The following is a 17,935-nucleotide window of genomic DNA, read 5'->3' on the forward strand; positions in this document are numbered from 1 at the left end:
GGCTATGGAATATGAGATAAACAAAGGCGCGGGTAATCCTTTGGAGTTCAAGGGCCTGAAATCACAGTACCTTTTTATTTTTGCGGGCGGGCTTGTCGCGGTGCTGCTTGTGGTGGTCATCCTTTATATAGCCGGTGTGAACCAGTGGATATGCATTCCTTTCGGGCTCCTGTCGGGCTCGCTGCTGGTCTGGCTGACCTTCCGCCTGAATGCCCGGTACGGTGAACACGGACTGATGAAACTGCTGGCGGAAAGACGCCATCCCCGTTACCTGATCCACCGGAGAAGATTATTCCGATTACTAACCAAAAGAAGAACCTATGAGAAATGTACTGAAAGCGGAAACGCTTGAACGAAAGTTCCCCCTGCTGTCTGTGGAGAACGGTTGCATCGTCAGCAAGGACGCCGACCTGACTGTGGCCTTCGAGGTGGAGCTGCCTGAACTTTATACTGTGACTGCTGCCGAATACGAGGATATCCACTCATCCTGGGTAAAGGCTGTCAAAGTGCTGCCTGACTTCTCGGTTGTCTGCAAGCAGGACTGGTTCACGAAAGAAACTTACCGTGCGGATTTTAAGGACGGCGGGCAGAGTTTCCTGTCAAAAAGCTATGAGCGCCATTTCAACGAGCGCCCGTATTTGAACCACAAATGCTACCTGTATCTGACGAAGACCACGCGTGAGCGCAGCCGGCAGAGGAGTGACTTTAACACACTCTGCCGCGGTTCCCTTCTGCCTAAGGAAATGGTTGACAAGGATACGGCGGGCAGGTTTCTGGAAGCTGTGGAACAGTTCGAACGTATCATGAATGATTCCGGGCATGTCAGCCTGCGCAGGCTGGAGGCGGACGAGATTACCGGTACGGAAGGACGTCCCGGGCTGGTGGAGAAATATTTCTCCCTGTCGCTGGAGGATGAAACCGCCGTGCTTCAGGATATCTGCCTTAAACCCGGCGGTATGCGCATCGGTGACAAACGGCTGTGTGTGCATACCCTTTCGGATGCGGGAGACCTTCCCGGCAGGGTATCTACGGATATGCGCTATGAACGCATGTCCACCGACCGTAGCGACTGCCGTCTTTCGTTCGCCGCCCCCGTCGGATTGCTGCTCCCCTGTAACCATATCTATTCGCAGTATGTGTTTATAGATGACGCGCAGGAGATTCTCCGGGGGATGGAAAAAACTTCCCGCAACATGCTTTCCCTCTCGAAGTACAGCCGGAGCAATGCGGTAAACAGGGAGTGGACGGAGATGTATCTGGATGAAGCCCATACCGGAGGAGTATTGCCCGTCCGCTGCCACTGTAACGTAATGGCATGGACTGAAGACCGGGAGGAACTCAGACGGGTGAAGAACGATACGGGCAGCCAGCTTGCCATGATGGAATGTACCCCGAGGTACAATACGGTGGATGCCCCGGTGCTCTACTGGGCGGGTATTCCGGGCAATGCCGGTGATTTTCCGGCGGAAGAGTCGTTCTACACCTTTCTGGAACAGGCCGTCTGCCTCTTTACGGCTGAAACCAATTACCGGAGTTCTCCCAGCCCGTTCGGCATCCGAATGGCTGACCGCCGGAACGGTATCCCCCTGCATGTGGACATCAGCGACCTGCCGATGAAACGCGGTATCATCACGAACCGCAACAAGTTTGTTCTCGGCCCCAGCGGCAGCGGCAAGTCCTTTTTTACCAACCACCTGGTCAGACAATATTATGAACAGGGCACGCACATCCTGCTGGTGGATACGGGTAACAGTTACCAGGGACTGTGCCGCATGCTCCATGACCGGACGCACGGTGAGGACGGTATCTATATAACGTATGAGGAGGATAATCCGATAGCTTTTAATCCTTTCTATACGGATTCCGGACAGTTTGACGTTGAAAAACGGGAGAGTATCAAGACGCTGATCCTGACCCTCTGGAAACGGGAGGACGAAGCCCCGAAGCGTTCGGAGGAGGTGGCCCTGTCCGGTGCGGTGAATGCCTATATCCGCCGGATTACGGATGACAGGGCGTCCAGGCCGGATTTTAACGGCTTCTATGAGTTTGTCCGTGATGACTACCGCCGTATGATCGAGCAAAAGAAGGTGCGTGAAAAGGACTTCGATATTGACGGCTTTCTGAATGTGCTGGAACCGTTTTACAGGGGCGGGGACTATGACTTCCTGCTGAACTCCGACAAGGAGCTGGACTTGACGAACAAACGGTTCATAGTCTTTGAACTGGATAATATCTCCTCCAACAAGGTATTGCTTCCGGTGGTTACGCTTATTATCATGGAAACCTTTATTTCCAAGATGAGAAAGCTCAGGGGAATCCGCAAGATGATATTGCTGGAAGAAGCCTGGAAGGCGTTGATGTCCCCCAATATGGCTACCTATATCCAGTATCTGTTCAAGACCGTCAGAAAGTATTTCGGCGAGGCCGTGGTAGTGACGCAGGAGGTGGACGATATCATCTCCTCGGATATTGTCAAGGAGGCGATCATCAACAACTCGGACTGCAAGATACTGCTTGACCAGCGTAAATATATGAACAAGTTCGAACATATCCAGAAACTTCTGGGACTGACGGAGAAGGAGAGGGGGCAGATCCTTTCCATCAACCGTGCGAACCGTCCCGGACCTTTCTACCGTGAAGTCTGGATCGGGCTGGGCGGAACACACTCCGCCGTTTATGCGACGGAGGTCAGCGCGGAGGAGTATGCGGTGCGCCCGTAAAGGAAATTTGACGAATGTCGCTTTGGCAAGCGACTGGGCAAGTGTTTAAAATGCCCATTAACAACCGCTAACCGGAGGGGAAAACCCCACAAGGGAACATAGCACGTTGGTAAAGCCATAAGTCAGCCAACTGTCAGGCTGCGACCGAATGGCAAGTTAAAATGATAGATATGAGGATAAAGCCTGCATTGGTTGAACGATAGTCCGAGCAGTCGTATCCTTGGGCAATGACGGAAGACAGTTGAATAATTCTTCGGAATTATACCGTTATGTTGCGGTACTACACTGATGACACGTAGCAGGAGTAGCATAAACTTACCGCAAGGCAACTACCATAAGTAGTAAAGGACGAAAGTCGTATCCGACAATCTATCGAGCCAAATAGTCGTCAAATTTCTAAACGGGGATTGCCTAAACCGGAAAGCCAGTTGTAGGGCTATGGGGTCTGCCCCTGAATATCCGGCATGGCAACGGAGCTTCCATAGTAGTCTGAGCAGGGTAACGCCCTGTACATGGCGAAGGGGAGCAGCTAATTAAGTTTAACAATTTAAAGGAAGATGTGAGAGACATGAGAAATCCAGAAAATGTGTTGAACAGTCTGAGTAAACACAGCGGTAACTTGAACTATAAGTTTGAGCGGCTGTATAGAGTGCTGTTTAACGAGGAAATGTTTTATGTAGCCTATCAGAATATTTACAGCAAGACAGGCAACATGACGGCAGGAGCCGATGGTAAAACCATTGACGGAATGAGCATTGACCGAGTTGAACAACTGATTGGCAGTCTTAAAAATGAGACTTATCAGCCTAATCCGTCCAAAAGGACGTACATACCTAAGAAAAACGGGAAAAAACGTCCGCTTGGCATACCCTCTTTTGATGATAAGCTGGTACAGGAAGTAGTCAGAATGATACTTGAAGCAATCTATGAAGGTAGTTTTGAACATACTTCACATGGGTTTCGTCCCAAACGAAGTTGTCATACTGCTCTTATAGATATACAAAAGACATTCACTGCCGTGAAATGGTTTATTGAAGGCGATATTAAAGGATTCTTCGACAATATCAATCATGACGTACTGATTAATATTCTTCGGGAACGTATCGCCGACGAGAGATTTTTGCGGCTTATCAGAAAATTCCTGAATGCCGGATATGTGGAAGACTGGGTATTTCATAGAACGTACAGTGGAACTCCGCAAGGCGGGATTATCAGCCCAATACTGGCTAACATCTACCTTGACAAGTTCGACAAGTACATCAAGGAATACATCAATCGGTTCAATAAAGGGGTAACAAGAAAAGGCGACGCTCGATACAAGCTCTACGAACAGCGAAGATACCGACTGGCAAAGAAACTAAAGAATGAGAAAGATGTAAAGGTAAGGAAACAGATGACCGCCGAAATTAAGCGGCTACGAGAAGAACGGAACAACTATCCGGCACGTAATGAAATGGACAGCAGTATCAAACGGTTAAAATACGTGAGATACGCAGATGACTTTCTGATTGGAATTACCGGTAATCTTAAAGACTGCAAAACAGTAAAAGAGGATATTAAGAATTATTTGAATGAAGCTCTTAAACTGGAACTGTCAGACGAAAAGACACTGATAACCAATGCGCAGAAACCAGCGAAATTTCTCGGATATGACGTATTTATACGTAGGTGTAACGATTTACGTAAGGATAAGTACGGTAAAACGGTTCGTGCATTCGGACACAAGCCTGTATTGTACCTGAATTTTGAAACGATGCGGAAGAAACTCTTTGATTATAAAGCCGCAAGAATCGCGGTCGTCAATGGCAAAGAGGTTTGGAAATCCATCGTCAGAACGTACATGCTGAACTTGGATGACTTGGAAATAGTCAGTCAGTTCAATGCCGAAATCCGAGGGTTCTATAATTACTACTCAATAGCCAATAACAGCTATGTCATCAATTCTTTCTATCACATTATGTCATACAGCATGTATAAGGTATTTGCGAACAAATACAAATCATCTGTAAAGAAAATACTTCTGAAATATAAAAAGAACAAGGTTTTCCAAGTGGCATATGAAAATAGTAAGGGTAAGACACTTTACCAATCATTTTATCATGATGGTTTCAAACGCAAAAAGGTTGCAGGGAATATTTACTGTGACACTATTCCACGGACAGTTTCCATAACAGGTGGACGTAACAGCCTTATGGAAAGGCTGAAGCTCCAAGTCTGCGAATTATGCGGTGCTACCGATAAACTCGAAATGCATCACGTTCGCAAACTTAAAGACCTGAAAGGTAAATCCGACTGGGAAAAGAAAATGATAGCTCGAAGACGAAAAACTTTGGCTGTCTGCTCAAAGTGTCATGCAAAAATAGACCCCGACCGAAGAATCAGACTGAATTAATTAGTGGAGAGCCGGATACAGGGAGACTTGTAAGTCCGGTTCGGAGGCGAGTACTCGGAAACCTACCATAGAAATATGACAAGGCGCTGGGTGCTTAGCCTACGTGTATACGACCGAGGAATCCGAGAAGCTGGAACTCCATGAACTGACGCGGGAACTGGGCGGTAATCTGGAGCTCGCCGTCCGACGGCTGGCTGAGAGGAAAAGAGAGGAACAAAAACAAGTATCAAACCCCTAAATGAACGAAGTTATGAGAAACAGACAATTGGTGAGGCTGGCGGTATGCCTAGTCGGCATGGCCGCCATGGTATTGCAAAGTTGTATGGAAGCAAACGGAACGGATTGTGACAGACTCTGCGGTTCGTGGAGCAGCGTGGAGGGTAAGCCTGACGTGCTGGTCTACAAGGAAGGCGGAGCCTATAAGGTGACGGTCTTTTCCCGCAGCGGAAAGACACGTGTCCTGAAACCGCGGACCTACCTGCTGGTCGAGGAGAACGGCAACCTTTTCATCAACACCGGATACCGCATTGACGTATCCTATAATGAAGCAACCGACGTGCTGACTTTTTCCCCCCACGGTGATTATGTACGTAATGAAAACAGACGATGAGAACGGGAGGCATATGGAAAAAGGCAAGCCTTGTTTGTACGGTGTTTCTGCTGGCAACCGTACAGTCAAGTGCTCAGTGGGTGGTTACCGATCCCGGAAACCTGGCCCAGGGTATCATCAACATGTCGGACAATATTGCGCATACCTCCAAGACGGCCACGAACACCGCGCAGAGCTTTTCCGAAACGGTCAAGATCTATGAGCAGTCAAAAAAATACTATGACGCCCTTAAATCCGTGAACAACCTGGTGAGGGACGCCCGCAAGGTGCGTGAAATCATCCTAATGGTGGGTGACGTATCGGATATCTATGTCACCGGCTTCGGCAGGATGATGAAGGATGAGAATTTCTCGGCAAGGGAACTGGACGCCATCGCTTCCGGCTATACGAAACTTCTGGAGGAGAGCAACGGCGTATTGCAGGATCTGAAGCAGGTAATCGATGTCAGCACCCTCTCCATGACGGACAAGGACCGCATGGACGTGGTGGATGAGTGTTACCGTGATATGCGTCGTTACCGGAACCTTGTCAGTTATTATACGAACAGGAATATCGCCGTGAGCTACCTGCGTGCCAGGAAGAGGAACGACATGGACCGCGTAATGAGGCTCTATGGTGATGAAACCTCCAGATATTGGTAGCCTATGGTGTTGTTGTCGATAGATTTTGCCAGCCTCCATACGATACTGGAGAGTCTGTACAATGAGATGATGCCTCTTTGCGAGGACATGCTGGGTGTGGCGAAGGGCGTTGCGGGGCTGGGTGCCCTGTTTTATGTCGCCCTTCGCGTCTGGCAGTCGATGGCCCGTGCCGAGCCGGTGGACGTCTATCCGCTGCTTCGCCCTTTTGCGCTGGGTATCTGTATCCTGCTGTTTCCGACGCTGGTGTTGGGAACGATGAACAGTATTTTAAGTCCCATTGTGCAGGGGACCCACAGGATGCTGGAAGGGCAGACACTGGACATGCAGCAATACAGGGCGCAGAAGGATCAGTTGGAAAGGGAGGCCATGATGCGTAATCCCGAAACCGCCTATCTAGTCAGTGACGAGGAGTTTGACCGCCAGCTGGATGAGCTCGGCTGGTCTCCGGGAGATGCCGCCACCCGTCTGGGGATGTATATGGAAGTGGGCATGTATAATCTGGAGAAGAGTATCCGTGACGCTTTCCGCAGCCTGCTGGAACTGCTCTTTGCAGCCGCCTCGTTGCTGATAGACACGGTAAGGACCTTTTTCCTGGTAGTCCTTTCTGTACTGGGTCCGATAGCTTTCGCCATTTCGGTGTGGGACGGCTTCCAGTCCACGCTCGGGCAGTGGTTCACAAGATATATATCGGTCTACCTGTGGCTTCCTGTCAGCGACCTGTTCAGTTGCATGCTTGCCAAGATACAGGTGCTCATGCTCCAGAGTGATATTGCGGAACTGCAGGGAAATCCCGATTATTCGCTGGACAATTCAAACTGTGTATATATCATTTTCATGCTGATCGGGATTGTCGGCTATTTTACCGTGCCGACCGTTTCCGGCTGGATTGTCCAGGCGGGAGGTGCCAGCAACTATTCCCGCAATCTGAACCGTACGGCGACTAAAGCCGGTGGTTTCACTGCCGGTGCCGGTGGTGCGGCACTGGGCAATATCGGAGGGCGCATACGTGGAAAATAACTATTCAAAAACGATACACTGATGGAATTCAAGTCATTAACCAATATTGAGAGCAGCTTCAGGCGCATCCGCCTGATGCTGGTTGCTTTTGTCTGCTGCTGTACGCTCATCACCGGCTATTCGTTGTGGAGCTCCTACAGTTTTGCCGAGAAGCAGCGTGAGAAGATCTATGTGCTGGACGGTGGCAAGTCACTGATGCTCGCCCTTTCGCAGGATCTTTCCCAGAACCGTCCGGCGGAAGCCAGGGAGCATGTGAGGCGCTTCCATGAACTCTTCTTCAGCCTTTCACCGCAGAAGGACGCCATCGAACACAATATCCACCGTGCTCTGTTGCTGGCTGACAAGAGCGCTTACCATTATTATGTGGACTTTGCGGAGAAGGGATATTATAACCGTCTGATTTCGGGTAACATCAACCAGGTTGTCCAGGTGGACAGTGTGGCTTGCGACTTCAACAGTTATCCCTATAAGGCGAGGACGTATGCCCGGCAGATGATCATCCGTGAGAGCAACGTGACGGAACGCAGCCTGGTGACGGAGTGCCGGCTTCAGAATGCTGTCAGGTCGGATGACAATCCGAACGGGTTCATTATCGAGCATTTTACCATTATGGAAAACAAGGATTTAAGGAGTGCCGACCGATGAGAAGAAGAAAATACCCGTGGAAACAGGCGGACATCCTGATACACCGATACTGCCGCAGACTGACGACAGGGCAACGGTTGGCTGTCATCGCTATTGCATTTGCCCTGTTTACGGCAGGCTGCCTGCATATGATCCTCTCTTCCCTTTCCGGTTTCGGAGAACCGGGCGGGGGACTGGAAATTGAGCATATCCGTCCTTTGGATATAAAGCCGGAGAAAGATACAACCATTCACTTTAAAGACTATTATGATTATGGACATTCAGAAAATCAGGACACTGTTAGGCTTGTCTGCTGACAGACCTTTGAGTCCGGAGGAAAAACGCAGGCGTATCAGGTATATTGTCTATCCCGCCATGTGCCTGCTCTTTGCAGGTTCGTTATGGCTGATTTATTCGCCGTCGGAGAAGGAGAGGGCGGCGGAGGAGAAAGAGAAGGGATTCAATACGGACATTCCTTCCCCCGGACAGCAAAGGATGGACGGTAACAAGGTGGACGCCTATGAGCGTGAAGAATTGGAGAAAAAGGATAAGTACCGTAAAAATGCCTTTCAGGAGATGGCCTCGCTGTTCGACAGTTCCGGTAAGGATACGGTACACCTGCCTGAAGGCATGGCGGAATTGCCGGTGGAAGAGACGGATAAACCCTCTACAGGTTCCCATAGCACTGTCCGTTCTTCTGCCGGTGCCTACCGTAACATGAACCGTACGCTGGATAATTTTTATACCCGTGCGGAGAATTCCGAAAGGAATGAACTGCTCCGGCGTATCGAAGAACTGGAGCATGAACGGCAGAATGAAAAGCCGTCGCAGGAGACTACGATGGAAGAGAAAATGGCGTTGATGGAGAAATCCTATGAACTGGCTGCCCGGTACAACGGGAAACAGGCGACGACGACTTCTCCGGCAATGGATAAAAGGCAGCGGACGGCTGTCAAACCGGTAAAACAGGTCCGGCATCAGGTGGTGTCTTCCCTGTCACAACCCGCGAGCAACGGGGAATCCGTTTCCGGATTTGCGGGGGAAAGGAATATGGGGTTCAATACTCCTGTGGGGAAAGTACTGACTTCTGACAGGAATACCATTCCTGCCAGCGTACACGGTACACAGACCGTTTCGGACGGTCAGGCACTGCGTATCCGCCTGCTGGAACCGATGGTGGTCGATGACCGGTTTATTCCCAAGGGGACGATCCTGACCGGCGGAGTCCGTATGGAAGGTGAACGGCTTGATATCCTGGTTCAGGCGGTTGAATATAAAGGTACGGTTATTCCGGTAGAACTGGAGATTTACGATGCGGACGGGCAGCGGGGAATACCGGTACCCGATTCGATGGAGTATGATGCGGCACGTGAGATGGCGGCGAATATGGGAACCTCCATGAACGGCAGTATCAATATCTCTACGGATGCCGGGGCGCAGATCGCTTCGGACCTGGGAAAAGGAGTGATACAGGGTGTGTCGGGATATGTCGCCAAAAAGATGCGGACGGTGAAGGTCACTCTGAAAGCCGGACACAGGCTGTTGCTTCATTCTCCTGAACAGTGAGACACAAAAGCAGTAAAAGAAAACCAATCATTAACCAACCAATCAAGATGCAATCGGATATGAAAAAGATTCTGATGATGTTTTTTGCCCTTATGACGGGTGTAACGGCTGCCAGTGCGCAGCAGAGTAGCGGGGATTTTTTTGAGGGGCTGAGCCGCAAGATCGGCTTTAACCGGATGATAGCCCCGCACGGACTGGAAATCACTTATGATAAAACGGTACATGTCATATTTCCTTCCCCGATCAAGTATGTGGACCTGGGGTCCACCAATCTGATAGCCGGAAAGGCGGATGCTGCAGAGAACGTGATCCGTGTGAAAGCTGCTAAAAAGCATTTCCGGGATGAGACGAACATGAGCGTGATCACTGAAGATGGAAATTTTTACACGTTCAATGTCAGGTATGCGGATGAACCGCTCCTGCTGAATGTGGAGATGTGCGATTTCATTCATGACGGGGAAACAGTGAACCGTCCGAACAATGCCATGGAAATCTATTTGCAGGAACTGGGTAATGAATCCCCGCGTCTGGTACGCCTGATTATGAAGTCCGTGCACAGGCAGGACAAGAGACGGGTCAGACATATCGGTTGTAAACGTTTCGGGGTGCAGTTCCTGCTCAAGGGGCTTTATGCTCATAATGACCTGTTGTACTTTCATACACAGCTAAGGAATGAGACGAATGTCCCGTTTGATGTGGATTTCGTGACCTTCAAGATTGTCGACAAAAAGATCGTTAAACGTACCGCCATGCAGGAACAGGTGATCTATCCCTTGCGTGCCTTCAACTATGTGACCCGTGTGGATGGAAAGGCCTCGGAACGTACGGTGTTCGCATTACCCAAATTTACGATACCGGAGGACAAGAAACTGGTGGTGGAGATGTATGAGAAACAGGGAGGACGCCATCAGGTGTTTGAGGTGGATAACGAGGACCTTGTGCGTGCAGAACCTGTCAATGAATTGAAGGTACGATGAAAATGACCGGAAAATTTGTGTTGCTGCTTGTAGCTATGCTTGCCCTGTTTCTGGGGCAGGCGCAGGCCCAGCGCTGCCTGCCGGGTATGAAAGGTGTGCAGTTTACGGCGGATATGGTTGACGGCTTTTATTGCGGAAAGGACCGTAATGATGCGGGACTTACTTTCGGACTTGCTGTTTCTACCTATGCCAGGGGAGGAAACAAATGGGTATCGGGTATTGAAATCATGCGGCGGTATTACCCTTACCGTAATACGCGTATTCCTTTGGAACAGTATACTGTGGAGGGAGGCTATTATTACAATTTCTTTTCCGACCCGGGGAAAAATGTATTTCTGAATATTGGTGCTTCGGGACTGATGGGGTATGAAGCTGTAAACGGCGGAAAGAGACTGCTCTCTGACGGTGCTGCCCTGAAAAGATACGAATCATTTATCTATGGTGGTACAGTGACACTGGAAGTGGAAACATATCTTTCCGATAAGGTGGTTCTGTTACTGCGTCTTCGGGAACGCATCTTCTGGGGGAGTGCAGCAAAGCATTTCCATACCCAGTACGGCTTGGGAATTAAATACATTTTATAATGACTAAATCCATACGAAAAATGAAAAAGATACTTGACTTGATGATGATATTGTGCTGTATGGCAGCTTCCTTTTTGGGTTTTGGCTCTTGTAGTGATGACCTGGATATTCAGCAGGAATATCCGTTCACGGTAAAGGCGATGCCCGTAGCGGACAAGATAGCCGGCGGCCAGACGGTGGAAATCCGTCTGGAAATTACCGAGGAGGGCAATTTTTCCGGAACGCTTTATACTCTCCGTTATTTCCAGCCTGACGGGAACGGATTGTTGAAACTGGAAGACGGTACGCTTCTGAAACCCAATGACCGCTATTTATTGAGTGAGAAGAAGTTCCGGTTGTATTACACTTCAAAAAGTACGAATGAGGCACAAACGATTGATTTGTACTTTGAAAATAACTGGCAGGATGTCCGGCAGCTGAGTTTCAGTTTCAATAACAGGAATGACGGGGCGGAGAGAATGGAAGGAGGAGCCTGTGCCCAGTAAATTGAGCAGGATGTTCTTGAACTGCAGTGACGAGAAATACACTCCGGGGTACGGAGTGGCTCCCATCATCAAGTATCTGCCTGAGGGGAAGATCATATGGTGCCCTTTTGACACGTGCCACAGCGAGTTCGTGCTTCATCTGCAGGAAGCCGGATTTCAGGTAAAATACTCGCATATAAATACCGGACAGGATTTTTTTGCTTACGAGCCGGATTGTTGGGATATTATTGTATCTAATCCGCCTTTCAGCAGAAAAATGGAAGTTTTTGAACGCTGCCTGCAACTGGACAAGCCGTTCGCCCTGCTGATGTCCAATTTCTGGCTGAACAGTGTCGGTCCGTGCCGGCTGTTCAAGGACAGGGAGCTGCAACTGCTGATGTTTGACAAACGCATCCAGTTTGACAAAGGGGGAGGTGTCCCATTTGGCAGCAGCTATTATTGTCACCGTCTTTTGCCTAAACAAATCGTGTTTGAGGAGCTGGCGGTCCGCCGGAATGATTACAGTCGTATGCATCGGGATGTGGATAACTTGAATCGGAATATTGCGGAAGAAGACACCGGACTTTCCTTAGACGTTGTTTGAAAGCACAAACGGAAAAATGGATTATGGGAAAAAACTTTTTTTATTGTTCTTTCGATTTCCGCCTTTTCCGCTCGTGCCGGAAATCCGCCTTCCATGATTGACAAGGTGGAAGAGGGAGTTTGAACTTTTCTATATACCTTAGATTACATGCTATCGGAGCCGTGAATAGTATACCATATTGCTCGCGGCTCTTTTATTATAGGGTTCTGCCCAGCAGTATTGACAGACGGTAGATATATTTGTTGTATTTTTTGAGACACTCCATATCCAGTGTTCCGTTATGGTAGGGACTGGATTTGTCCGTGTAGAAGAATATGTCTACTTTACTGCTGTTTCTTTGAATATCCACCCCTTCAACCGGTATTTCTTCCGGGTTGTCATATTCTTCCAGCGGTAATTCCTCAATTGAGTTCCATTTGTCCATTCCAAGCAGGTTCAGTTTCCGGTTGAACAGGACGAAACCTTTCCTGGAGTAATCAATTCTTATACCGTATGGACGGTCCAGATAGAAACTTTCAACGGCCTTTTGTGCATACAGGCTCGAATTATTATTTTCCATTTTGAGTATTGATATAAGTTTTCTTTTTCAATAAATGTTTGTAAAAGGGAAGCAAAGATACAAAAAATAATTCTGTGTAAATTTATAGACGGATGAATTTGAATTTAATAAAGTAGAGGAACTGGGGAGCAGTTGACTGTTTATGGGGAGATGCAGAGATAGTATAGGGGAACTAGAATAAGTTGGTGAATACGACAATTCTATCTGCTCTTTTGGTTAAAACATCCGTTTCATCATATCAACTATTTTTATAGTCCGGCAATTTGTCCATTGTGAATGATTCTGTTTTACAGTTGCTTGCCGGACAATGGAAGGTCCGGCAAGTTCTGTTGATTTTTCATTCTATGATTCCATTTTAGTTGTTTTTCACCCGGTTCATCAGTTGCCCGGATATCTCATGCAGCTCCCTGCTGCGTTCCGGCTCCTGTTCCCGTGCAAAGGCGGTGATGCCTTGTGCCAGTTTCCAGAGTGTTGCTCCTCCTGTTATGCCGTCGTCGGGGTTATTGTTCATCAGGAGCTTTTCGACTTCTCGCCCTTCGTTTTTCAGCAACGCGCCACGCTGTACCAGGGATTTAAGTTCCTTGTCAAAGTCCACGTCTATTTCTGACGCTCCCTGAATTTCGATGGCTTTCTGCATGATCGTGTCCTTGCTGTAGAGCCCTTTAGTCAAATCTTTGACTGCCGATACGGTTGTCTTGGTGTCCAGTTCATAAGTTCTTTGCGAGAGCGCAAGCGTATCCGGCAGGCGTCCTCCCAGATGAATCTGCCGCATGACCGATTCACGTACCATGCCGTTCAGGCAAGCTCCGTTGAGCAGGAACGAGCGCATGTCCACCGAACCGTTTCCGAAATCGGATGTGCTGAATCTTGCTCCTGCGAATATGATTACCGTCCCGTTTTTACGGGTGGGTATTTCAACCGGTGTAGGAAGAATCGTTTCGCACCATACTTTGGTGTCATTCATATAGGCATCGGACACGACGGCTCCGTTGTTTGCCGCTTCCCTGATGAATGCGGTTAGTATGTCCACGGAGTTAAGCCGCCGGTACGAGTCTGAGAGTACACCCCTGATTTCCGTTCCTACCGCACGGATGAGTACGCGTGTGCGCCCCGTCCATCCCGAATGTTCGTTGAGAATGGTTGCGCACAGCTGTTTCTGCCAGGCGTCTCCTGCGGAAAGCTCCCTGAGATATTTTGCTGGAATGCCCATTTTCTCGGAAATCTGGCTGATGGCATTTCCGTGCAGGTTGAAATTCCCTTCCGGCATGTTCATCTGTACTTGTTCCTCTGCCTGAAATGTAATGACCGGATGGCGGTCCTCATTACGCAGGTTCACTCCTATAGGTGCGATGAAGTCCTGCGCGATTTTTCCCTCTTCGAGCAGGCGGGTGATTGTAGCCATGACACCCTGCTGTTTTCCTTCGATCATTTTTTGAACCTTGTTTATGACTACCTGGTTCAATCCCTGCTGCTTCTGTACCGGTGCAGCGGCCGGCATTACTGTAACTTCCATAATTGCTGTATTTAATGGGTTAATAAATAAATTTGGCATACCGGTGGTATGCTTATAAGATATTGTATATAATCATTTTTCATGCTGATGATCGGGTTTGGTATCATATTTTATGTCGTTATTACATCTTGAAAACGGTCTGTAAAGGCGGAGGGGAGTCCGTCTTACGCTTCCTGCCACCCGCTGGCATCGTTTTTCGTATGATATAAGGGGATGCCGGAAGATTCCTGCCTGCCCGGTATTCCTCCATGCTCATTCTCTTTATCGTGGGAATGCCTGTCCATGCTAGCATGGGATTGACCTTCCAACCGTCCACGAAGTTTCCGGGATTCAGGCTGTCATGGCAGATGACTTCCCCTACGCATCCGTGTATGAGCATGTTGCATACGGTCATCAGGCAGCAGGTCCGGTTGATATCCTCCCCTATGAGGTAGTTTCCCGGATTCCGTGCATGATAGGCCAACAGCAGTCTTCCGCTTCCGCACGTCGGGTCACCCATCCTCTGTCCGGTCTTTTTCTCTTCCGTTTGGGTGCACAGTACCATGAGGTCGCAGATATGTACCGGAGTGAAGAATTGCCCCTGTGACTGCTGGGCACTTTTGGAAACCAGTGCCATATATAAATCCCCGAAAGGGTCATACCAGCTTGTATCATCCTTTATCCGGCTTGCCATGAGCCGTACCCACCCGGTGAGCATTTGCATAAATTTCATGTTCTGCTGCCGTTTGTACTTCCAGCTCTGCAGTGGGGGAGCACCGGGAGAAAACCCGTGGATGATATAGGTCAGGAAATCGTTGAATACATTGACGGGATCGAGTCCGTTTGTGTAGGAGAAATCCGTTATCAGCTTTTCAAGCGGACGGACCGGGGGAGGGGTTTCGTATTTTGCCATTGTCATTTCTTTTTATAGACGGTTATTGTACGGGTATTATCGCTGGTTATTATTTTCACGGGAGACTTTCCGAGAAAGGATATGTGTATTTCGGCTTTTGTTTCGTTCCATTCCTGTTCCGTGAGTATTTCCCATTTCATGTGGTATCCCCATAGAACGAGTGAGTTGCTGTATATCCCGTCGAAGAGTTTCCCGTGAAGGATTCCGGTCAGTCTGTCCAGTTCCTCGCGTGAGTATAGGGTGAATCCTTCGGTCATGTAGAAGAACTCGCCGTCATGTTCCGGGTCGGGCTGCCTGTTGATGTGGTATTTGCTCCAGTTTCTGGTAGTATATCTGCCATACAGGGGTTCCGGTTCCGTATATTGCCACGCACGGACACAGGCCATGAAGTATACCTCCCCGTTGGCGCATTTTCCGGCATGTCCCCATGTCCTGAACTGCTTTTCCCTGATACCTGCCGGTCTTAAGGCGGCTCTCTTCAGATAAGTCCATATCCCTTCATGGACGTTATAGCCGACACCGTCCCCGCTTTCATAACAGAACGGGATGCTTCCGGAAAGGCAGATCTTGAAATGTCCGTCGCATATCTCTTCGATGTGTGCCGATTGAAACCAGTCACCGTTCCGGCAGGTATACTCGATAATGTCACCTGCTGCCGGTCCGATATTCTTTTCCCGTTCTTGCCGGATTATTGCAATGAGACGGTTTACCTTGTCCGTGTCACTTTGGTTTACCCGATATCTGCGGTAATGGAAACCGTTGAAGCATTGCAGGCTTTCCACTGTATAAAGGTCAGTAAATTCCATAGTGTTTTCGATTTTTACGGTATACTTCAATTTGTCGGGCCACCATGTCACAGAACTTCTGTCCGTTTTCACCCTCCCCTCTGAAATAGATGATCATGTCCCGGAGGTCCCGGTTGAAACAGTTCATCCATTTGTCGTAATAATGACTGCCCTGTGTCTTCCCGAAGGTCTCCTCGAAAAGGTGCAGGTTCAGCCCTTCCTCCCCGTGGTGGTTGTACTGCCACAGGAAGATGAGTAATAGACGGTTATAGCTGAGTTCCATAGAATATGTTTTTTGATATTCCTTCCGGGGTTGCTCTTGCACAAAGGAGCTCTTCCCTTATCCAGGTTCGGGTGTATTCTTCCAGATATCCCTTGTCTATGAGTTTTTGATAGGCTTCCCTGACATATTTGTAAGCGGGGGAGTCCCGGTCGGGCCCTTCCGGATATTTTTGAGTCGGTATGTTGATTTCTGAAGCCACCGTCATGAGATTTTCGGTAACAGTCCACGGTTTCCTTCTGAAAAGGTCAAATATCCGGTAGTATATGCTTGTTTCGTTTTGCTGCCGGTAGAATTCCAGCTCCTCTTCCTGCGTGAAACTGAATATGAAATCAAGCAGGGTGCACTTAATCAGATTGAATCTCCTGCTTTCCCTGAGTAACCGGATAAGCGTTCCGGTCAGGTGTGTGGCCTCACACTGTCCGGTTATCCATTCGTAATGTGAATAAAGCCTTGTATTCCCTTTGGTTATCCGGCATCCTTTTCCTCTTTTCTCCATCTCTGCCGTATATCCGTCCGTGGTGAATATTTCCGCGATTTCTTCATAAAGTTTCCTTTTCTTTCTGTATTCGTTCTTTTTCCCGTACACATATCCCCAGTCAAGCTCGATCTCTGTCCTGTAGATCAGATTTTTTTCATATTCCGGGTTTGTATATCCGAAAGCATGCGTTCTCCCGGTTATCGGTCCCAGTATGAATCCTTCCGGTGCATATAGTTGAAGTACATGCAGCAGTTCCGCCAGAAGGAAGTCCGGTTCCTTGCCCTTCCACCATTCTGCCTGCCGGTCTTCTTCCGCATATGCCGGAAGAAGGGGCGAAAGTTGCACATATTCGGGGGTGTCCCTTATGATTTCCATTATCCGTAATATTGCCCCCGGTTTGTCTTCCAGTGTGAAAAGTGTCGTTTCCGTATCCGCATACAGTCTGTTCCGGGTTCTTTCATCCGTAATCATAGCCGATCATTTTTTAGTTATACATGAGCCTGTCGTGAGACGGGCATTTTTATTTCTTGTTGGATGCGTTGTCCGTTTGTCGGGGATTGCGGCAAGGCTTGACGGAAAAAAATACCGGAGCGTAGCGAGGATGATTTTTTTCCTGTCAACCTGCCCGCAGGGCTGCCTTGCGCATTCAGTCCGGCAAACGGCTATCTTTGCGGCAAGAAATGGGAATGCGGAATTTGTTTTGCTATTTTCGCATTTCCCGTTGGTGTTTTTCGGCTTTCCTTTGCAGCCTTCTTTCTGCCTCCTGTACATTTTCTTTTTTTATTTTGAGCTTGGCGACAGCCTTTTGGAGCATTTCGTCCGTCTGTTCGTCAAAAAAGAGGTTGTTCTGCTTTTGCCATGCGGTGTATTCCCTTATCCTCCGTTCCATCCTGGTGACCTGTGCCTTGGCTGCTGCCAGCGAGGAGAGGCAGGAGCCGAATGAATAGTCTTCACCGCTGTGCCTGTCATACAGGCAGTAAGTGTGTGTAACATTCCCTTTGGGATATCGGCAGGTCAGTCTTGCCCTTCTCCACCGGACGACCCACTCATATTTGTCCGCCACTTTCCGTGGCAGGTCATATCGGAAGAGCAGGACTTTGCTGCCCTGCTCCGTAGTCCTGTAAAAGGAGATGATCACCCACAGCTCGATCTCCAGCTCTTTTTCCGCTTTCGCCATGTCCCTGGCATACTGCATCCATTCTTCCATGTTCCGGAAACTTTAAGTG

General features: G+C 48.8%; 20 protein-coding genes. 13 read left to right on the forward strand and 7 right to left on the reverse strand.

What is annotated here, in order from left to right; genetic code table 11:
- Positions 1-4: 4 nt before the first annotated feature.
- From AB5443_RS19715 to AB5443_RS19775, 13 genes are all read left to right on the forward strand, one after another.
- A complete protein-coding gene (locus AB5443_RS19715) occupies positions 5-352 on the forward strand; it encodes a DUF4133 domain-containing protein (protein WP_195408455.1) in 348 nt (115 codons plus the stop codon).
- Positions 321-2,720: a TraG family conjugative transposon ATPase gene (locus AB5443_RS19720; RefSeq protein ID WP_368114212.1), complete on the forward strand. Its 2,400-nt coding sequence runs from the start codon at positions 321-323 to the stop codon at positions 2,718-2,720. Before AB5443_RS19715 ends, AB5443_RS19720 begins: the two co-directional genes overlap by 32 nt.
- A 568-nt stretch (positions 2,721-3,288) precedes the next feature.
- Positions 3,289-5,112 (forward strand): reverse transcriptase/maturase family protein, encoded by a 1,824-nt coding sequence (locus AB5443_RS19725; protein WP_002560980.1) that lies wholly within the window; start codon positions 3,289-3,291, stop codon positions 5,110-5,112.
- A 250-nt stretch (positions 5,113-5,362) separates the two neighbouring features.
- Positions 5,363-5,722 (forward strand): DUF3876 domain-containing protein, encoded by a 360-nt coding sequence (locus tag AB5443_RS19730; RefSeq protein ID WP_165938053.1) that lies wholly within the window; start codon positions 5,363-5,365, stop codon positions 5,720-5,722.
- A complete protein-coding gene (locus tag AB5443_RS19735) occupies positions 5,719-6,363 on the forward strand; it encodes a DUF4141 domain-containing protein (RefSeq protein ID WP_044655412.1) in 645 nt (214 codons plus the stop codon). The genes AB5443_RS19730 and AB5443_RS19735 overlap by 4 nt, the downstream gene beginning before the upstream one ends.
- A 3-nt stretch (positions 6,364-6,366) precedes the next feature.
- A complete protein-coding gene (gene traJ / locus AB5443_RS19740) occupies positions 6,367-7,380 on the forward strand; it encodes a conjugative transposon protein TraJ (protein WP_368114213.1) in 1,014 nt (337 codons plus the stop codon).
- A gap of 21 nt (positions 7,381-7,401) precedes the next feature.
- Complete coding sequence (gene traK / locus AB5443_RS19745; protein WP_072067186.1) at positions 7,402-8,025, forward strand: conjugative transposon protein TraK; 624 nt, start codon at positions 7,402-7,404, stop codon at positions 8,023-8,025.
- A complete protein-coding gene (locus AB5443_RS19750) occupies positions 8,022-8,321 on the forward strand; it encodes a TraL conjugative transposon family protein (protein ID WP_254033019.1) in 300 nt (99 codons plus the stop codon). The genes traK and AB5443_RS19750 overlap by 4 nt, the downstream gene beginning before the upstream one ends.
- Positions 8,272-9,570 carry a conjugative transposon protein TraM gene (gene traM, locus AB5443_RS19755; protein WP_368114214.1) on the forward strand — a complete coding sequence of 433 codons (1,299 nt, stop codon included), beginning with the start codon at positions 8,272-8,274 and terminating at the stop codon, positions 9,568-9,570. The genes AB5443_RS19750 and traM overlap by 50 nt, the downstream gene beginning before the upstream one ends.
- Positions 9,571-9,629: 59 nt before the next feature.
- Positions 9,630-10,547, forward strand: a complete 918-nt coding sequence (gene traN / locus AB5443_RS19760) for a conjugative transposon protein TraN (protein WP_368114215.1) — start codon at positions 9,630-9,632, stop codon at positions 10,545-10,547.
- Positions 10,544-11,131 (forward strand): conjugal transfer protein TraO, encoded by a 588-nt coding sequence (locus tag AB5443_RS19765; RefSeq protein ID WP_368114216.1) that lies wholly within the window; start codon positions 10,544-10,546, stop codon positions 11,129-11,131. Before traN ends, AB5443_RS19765 begins: the two co-directional genes overlap by 4 nt.
- Positions 11,132-11,151: 20 nt before the next feature.
- Entirely contained in the window at positions 11,152-11,616 is a 465-nt protein-coding gene (locus AB5443_RS19770) for a DUF3872 domain-containing protein (protein WP_368114217.1), read from the forward strand.
- A gap of 10 nt (positions 11,617-11,626) precedes the next feature.
- Positions 11,627-12,199: a tRNA (adenine-N(6)-)-methyltransferase gene (locus AB5443_RS19775; protein WP_288214944.1), complete on the forward strand. Its 573-nt coding sequence runs from the start codon at positions 11,627-11,629 to the stop codon at positions 12,197-12,199.
- A 196-nt stretch (positions 12,200-12,395) separates the two neighbouring features.
- Here the strand turns inward: AB5443_RS19775 and AB5443_RS19780 are convergent, their stop codons facing one another.
- The 7 genes from AB5443_RS19780 to AB5443_RS19810 form a co-directional block, all read right to left on the reverse strand.
- A complete protein-coding gene (locus AB5443_RS19780; RefSeq protein ID WP_346990733.1) occupies positions 12,396-12,758 on the reverse strand; it encodes a hypothetical protein in 363 nt (120 codons plus the stop codon).
- 355 nt (positions 12,759-13,113) lie between these two features.
- Complete coding sequence (locus tag AB5443_RS19785) at positions 13,114-14,271, reverse strand: hypothetical protein (protein ID WP_052587905.1); 1,158 nt, start codon at positions 14,269-14,271, stop codon at positions 13,114-13,116.
- A gap of 121 nt (positions 14,272-14,392) precedes the next feature.
- Positions 14,393-15,163 carry an N-6 DNA methylase gene (locus tag AB5443_RS19790; RefSeq protein WP_368114218.1) on the reverse strand — a complete coding sequence of 257 codons (771 nt, stop codon included), beginning with the start codon at positions 15,161-15,163 and terminating at the stop codon, positions 14,393-14,395.
- A gap of 2 nt (positions 15,164-15,165) precedes the next feature.
- Positions 15,166-15,969 carry a DUF4121 family protein gene (locus AB5443_RS19795; RefSeq protein WP_138336084.1) on the reverse strand — a complete coding sequence of 268 codons (804 nt, stop codon included), beginning with the start codon at positions 15,967-15,969 and terminating at the stop codon, positions 15,166-15,168.
- A complete protein-coding gene (locus AB5443_RS19800; RefSeq protein WP_120145077.1) occupies positions 15,956-16,231 on the reverse strand; it encodes a hypothetical protein in 276 nt (91 codons plus the stop codon). The genes AB5443_RS19795 and AB5443_RS19800 overlap by 14 nt, the downstream gene beginning before the upstream one ends.
- Positions 16,215-17,180, reverse strand: coding sequence for a hypothetical protein (locus AB5443_RS19805; RefSeq protein ID WP_368114219.1), 966 nt, complete (start codon positions 17,178-17,180; stop codon positions 16,215-16,217). The genes AB5443_RS19800 and AB5443_RS19805 overlap by 17 nt, the downstream gene beginning before the upstream one ends.
- Before the next feature lie 232 nt (positions 17,181-17,412).
- On the reverse strand, positions 17,413-17,916 hold the full coding sequence (locus tag AB5443_RS19810) for a hypothetical protein (protein ID WP_368114220.1): 504 nt from the start codon (positions 17,914-17,916) through the stop codon (positions 17,413-17,415).
- Positions 17,917-17,935: the final 19 nt, after the last annotated feature.

This window comes from Bacteroides sp. RTP21281st1_H5_RTP21281_210402 (assembly GCF_040918965.1).
GTDB classification, from domain to species: Bacteria; Bacteroidota; Bacteroidia; order Bacteroidales; family Bacteroidaceae; genus Bacteroides; species Bacteroides congonensis.

Bases quoted from the DNA above. Each gene is read 5' to 3' on its own strand.
- AB5443_RS19780 (WP_346990733.1), bottom strand. From the start codon at position 12,758: ATGGAAAATAATAATTCGAGCCTGTATGCACAAAAGGCCGTTGAAAGT.
- AB5443_RS19720 (WP_368114212.1), top strand. From the start codon at position 321: ATGAGAAATGTACTGAAAGCGGAAACGCTTGAACGAAAGTTCCCCCTG.
- AB5443_RS19800 (WP_120145077.1), bottom strand. From the start codon at position 16,231: ATGGAACTCAGCTATAACCGTCTATTACTCATCTTCCTGTGGCAGTAC.
- AB5443_RS19765 (WP_368114216.1), top strand. From the start codon at position 10,544: ATGAAAATGACCGGAAAATTTGTGTTGCTGCTTGTAGCTATGCTTGCC.
- AB5443_RS19795 (WP_138336084.1), bottom strand. From the start codon at position 15,969: ATGGAATTTACTGACCTTTATACAGTGGAAAGCCTGCAATGCTTCAAC.
- AB5443_RS19810 (WP_368114220.1), bottom strand. From the start codon at position 17,916: ATGGAAGAATGGATGCAGTATGCCAGGGACATGGCGAAAGCGGAAAAA.
- AB5443_RS19775 (WP_288214944.1), top strand. From the start codon at position 11,627: ATGTTCTTGAACTGCAGTGACGAGAAATACACTCCGGGGTACGGAGTG.
- traJ (WP_368114213.1), top strand. From the start codon at position 6,367: ATGGTGTTGTTGTCGATAGATTTTGCCAGCCTCCATACGATACTGGAG.
- AB5443_RS19790 (WP_368114218.1), bottom strand. From the start codon at position 15,163: ATGGCAAAATACGAAACCCCTCCCCCGGTCCGTCCGCTTGAAAAGCTG.
- AB5443_RS19770 (WP_368114217.1), top strand. From the start codon at position 11,152: ATGAAAAAGATACTTGACTTGATGATGATATTGTGCTGTATGGCAGCT.
- AB5443_RS19785 (WP_052587905.1), bottom strand. From the start codon at position 14,271: ATGGAAGTTACAGTAATGCCGGCCGCTGCACCGGTACAGAAGCAGCAG.
- traN (WP_368114215.1), top strand. From the start codon at position 9,630: ATGAAAAAGATTCTGATGATGTTTTTTGCCCTTATGACGGGTGTAACG.
- traK (WP_072067186.1), top strand. From the start codon at position 7,402: ATGGAATTCAAGTCATTAACCAATATTGAGAGCAGCTTCAGGCGCATC.
- AB5443_RS19730 (WP_165938053.1), top strand. From the start codon at position 5,363: ATGAGAAACAGACAATTGGTGAGGCTGGCGGTATGCCTAGTCGGCATG.
- AB5443_RS19750 (WP_254033019.1), top strand. From the start codon at position 8,022: ATGAGAAGAAGAAAATACCCGTGGAAACAGGCGGACATCCTGATACAC.
- AB5443_RS19715 (WP_195408455.1), top strand. From the start codon at position 5: ATGGAATATGAGATAAACAAAGGCGCGGGTAATCCTTTGGAGTTCAAG.
- traM (WP_368114214.1), top strand. From the start codon at position 8,272: ATGATTATGGACATTCAGAAAATCAGGACACTGTTAGGCTTGTCTGCT.
- AB5443_RS19725 (WP_002560980.1), top strand. From the start codon at position 3,289: ATGAGAAATCCAGAAAATGTGTTGAACAGTCTGAGTAAACACAGCGGT.
- AB5443_RS19735 (WP_044655412.1), top strand. From the start codon at position 5,719: ATGAGAACGGGAGGCATATGGAAAAAGGCAAGCCTTGTTTGTACGGTG.
- AB5443_RS19805 (WP_368114219.1), bottom strand. From the start codon at position 17,180: ATGATTACGGATGAAAGAACCCGGAACAGACTGTATGCGGATACGGAA.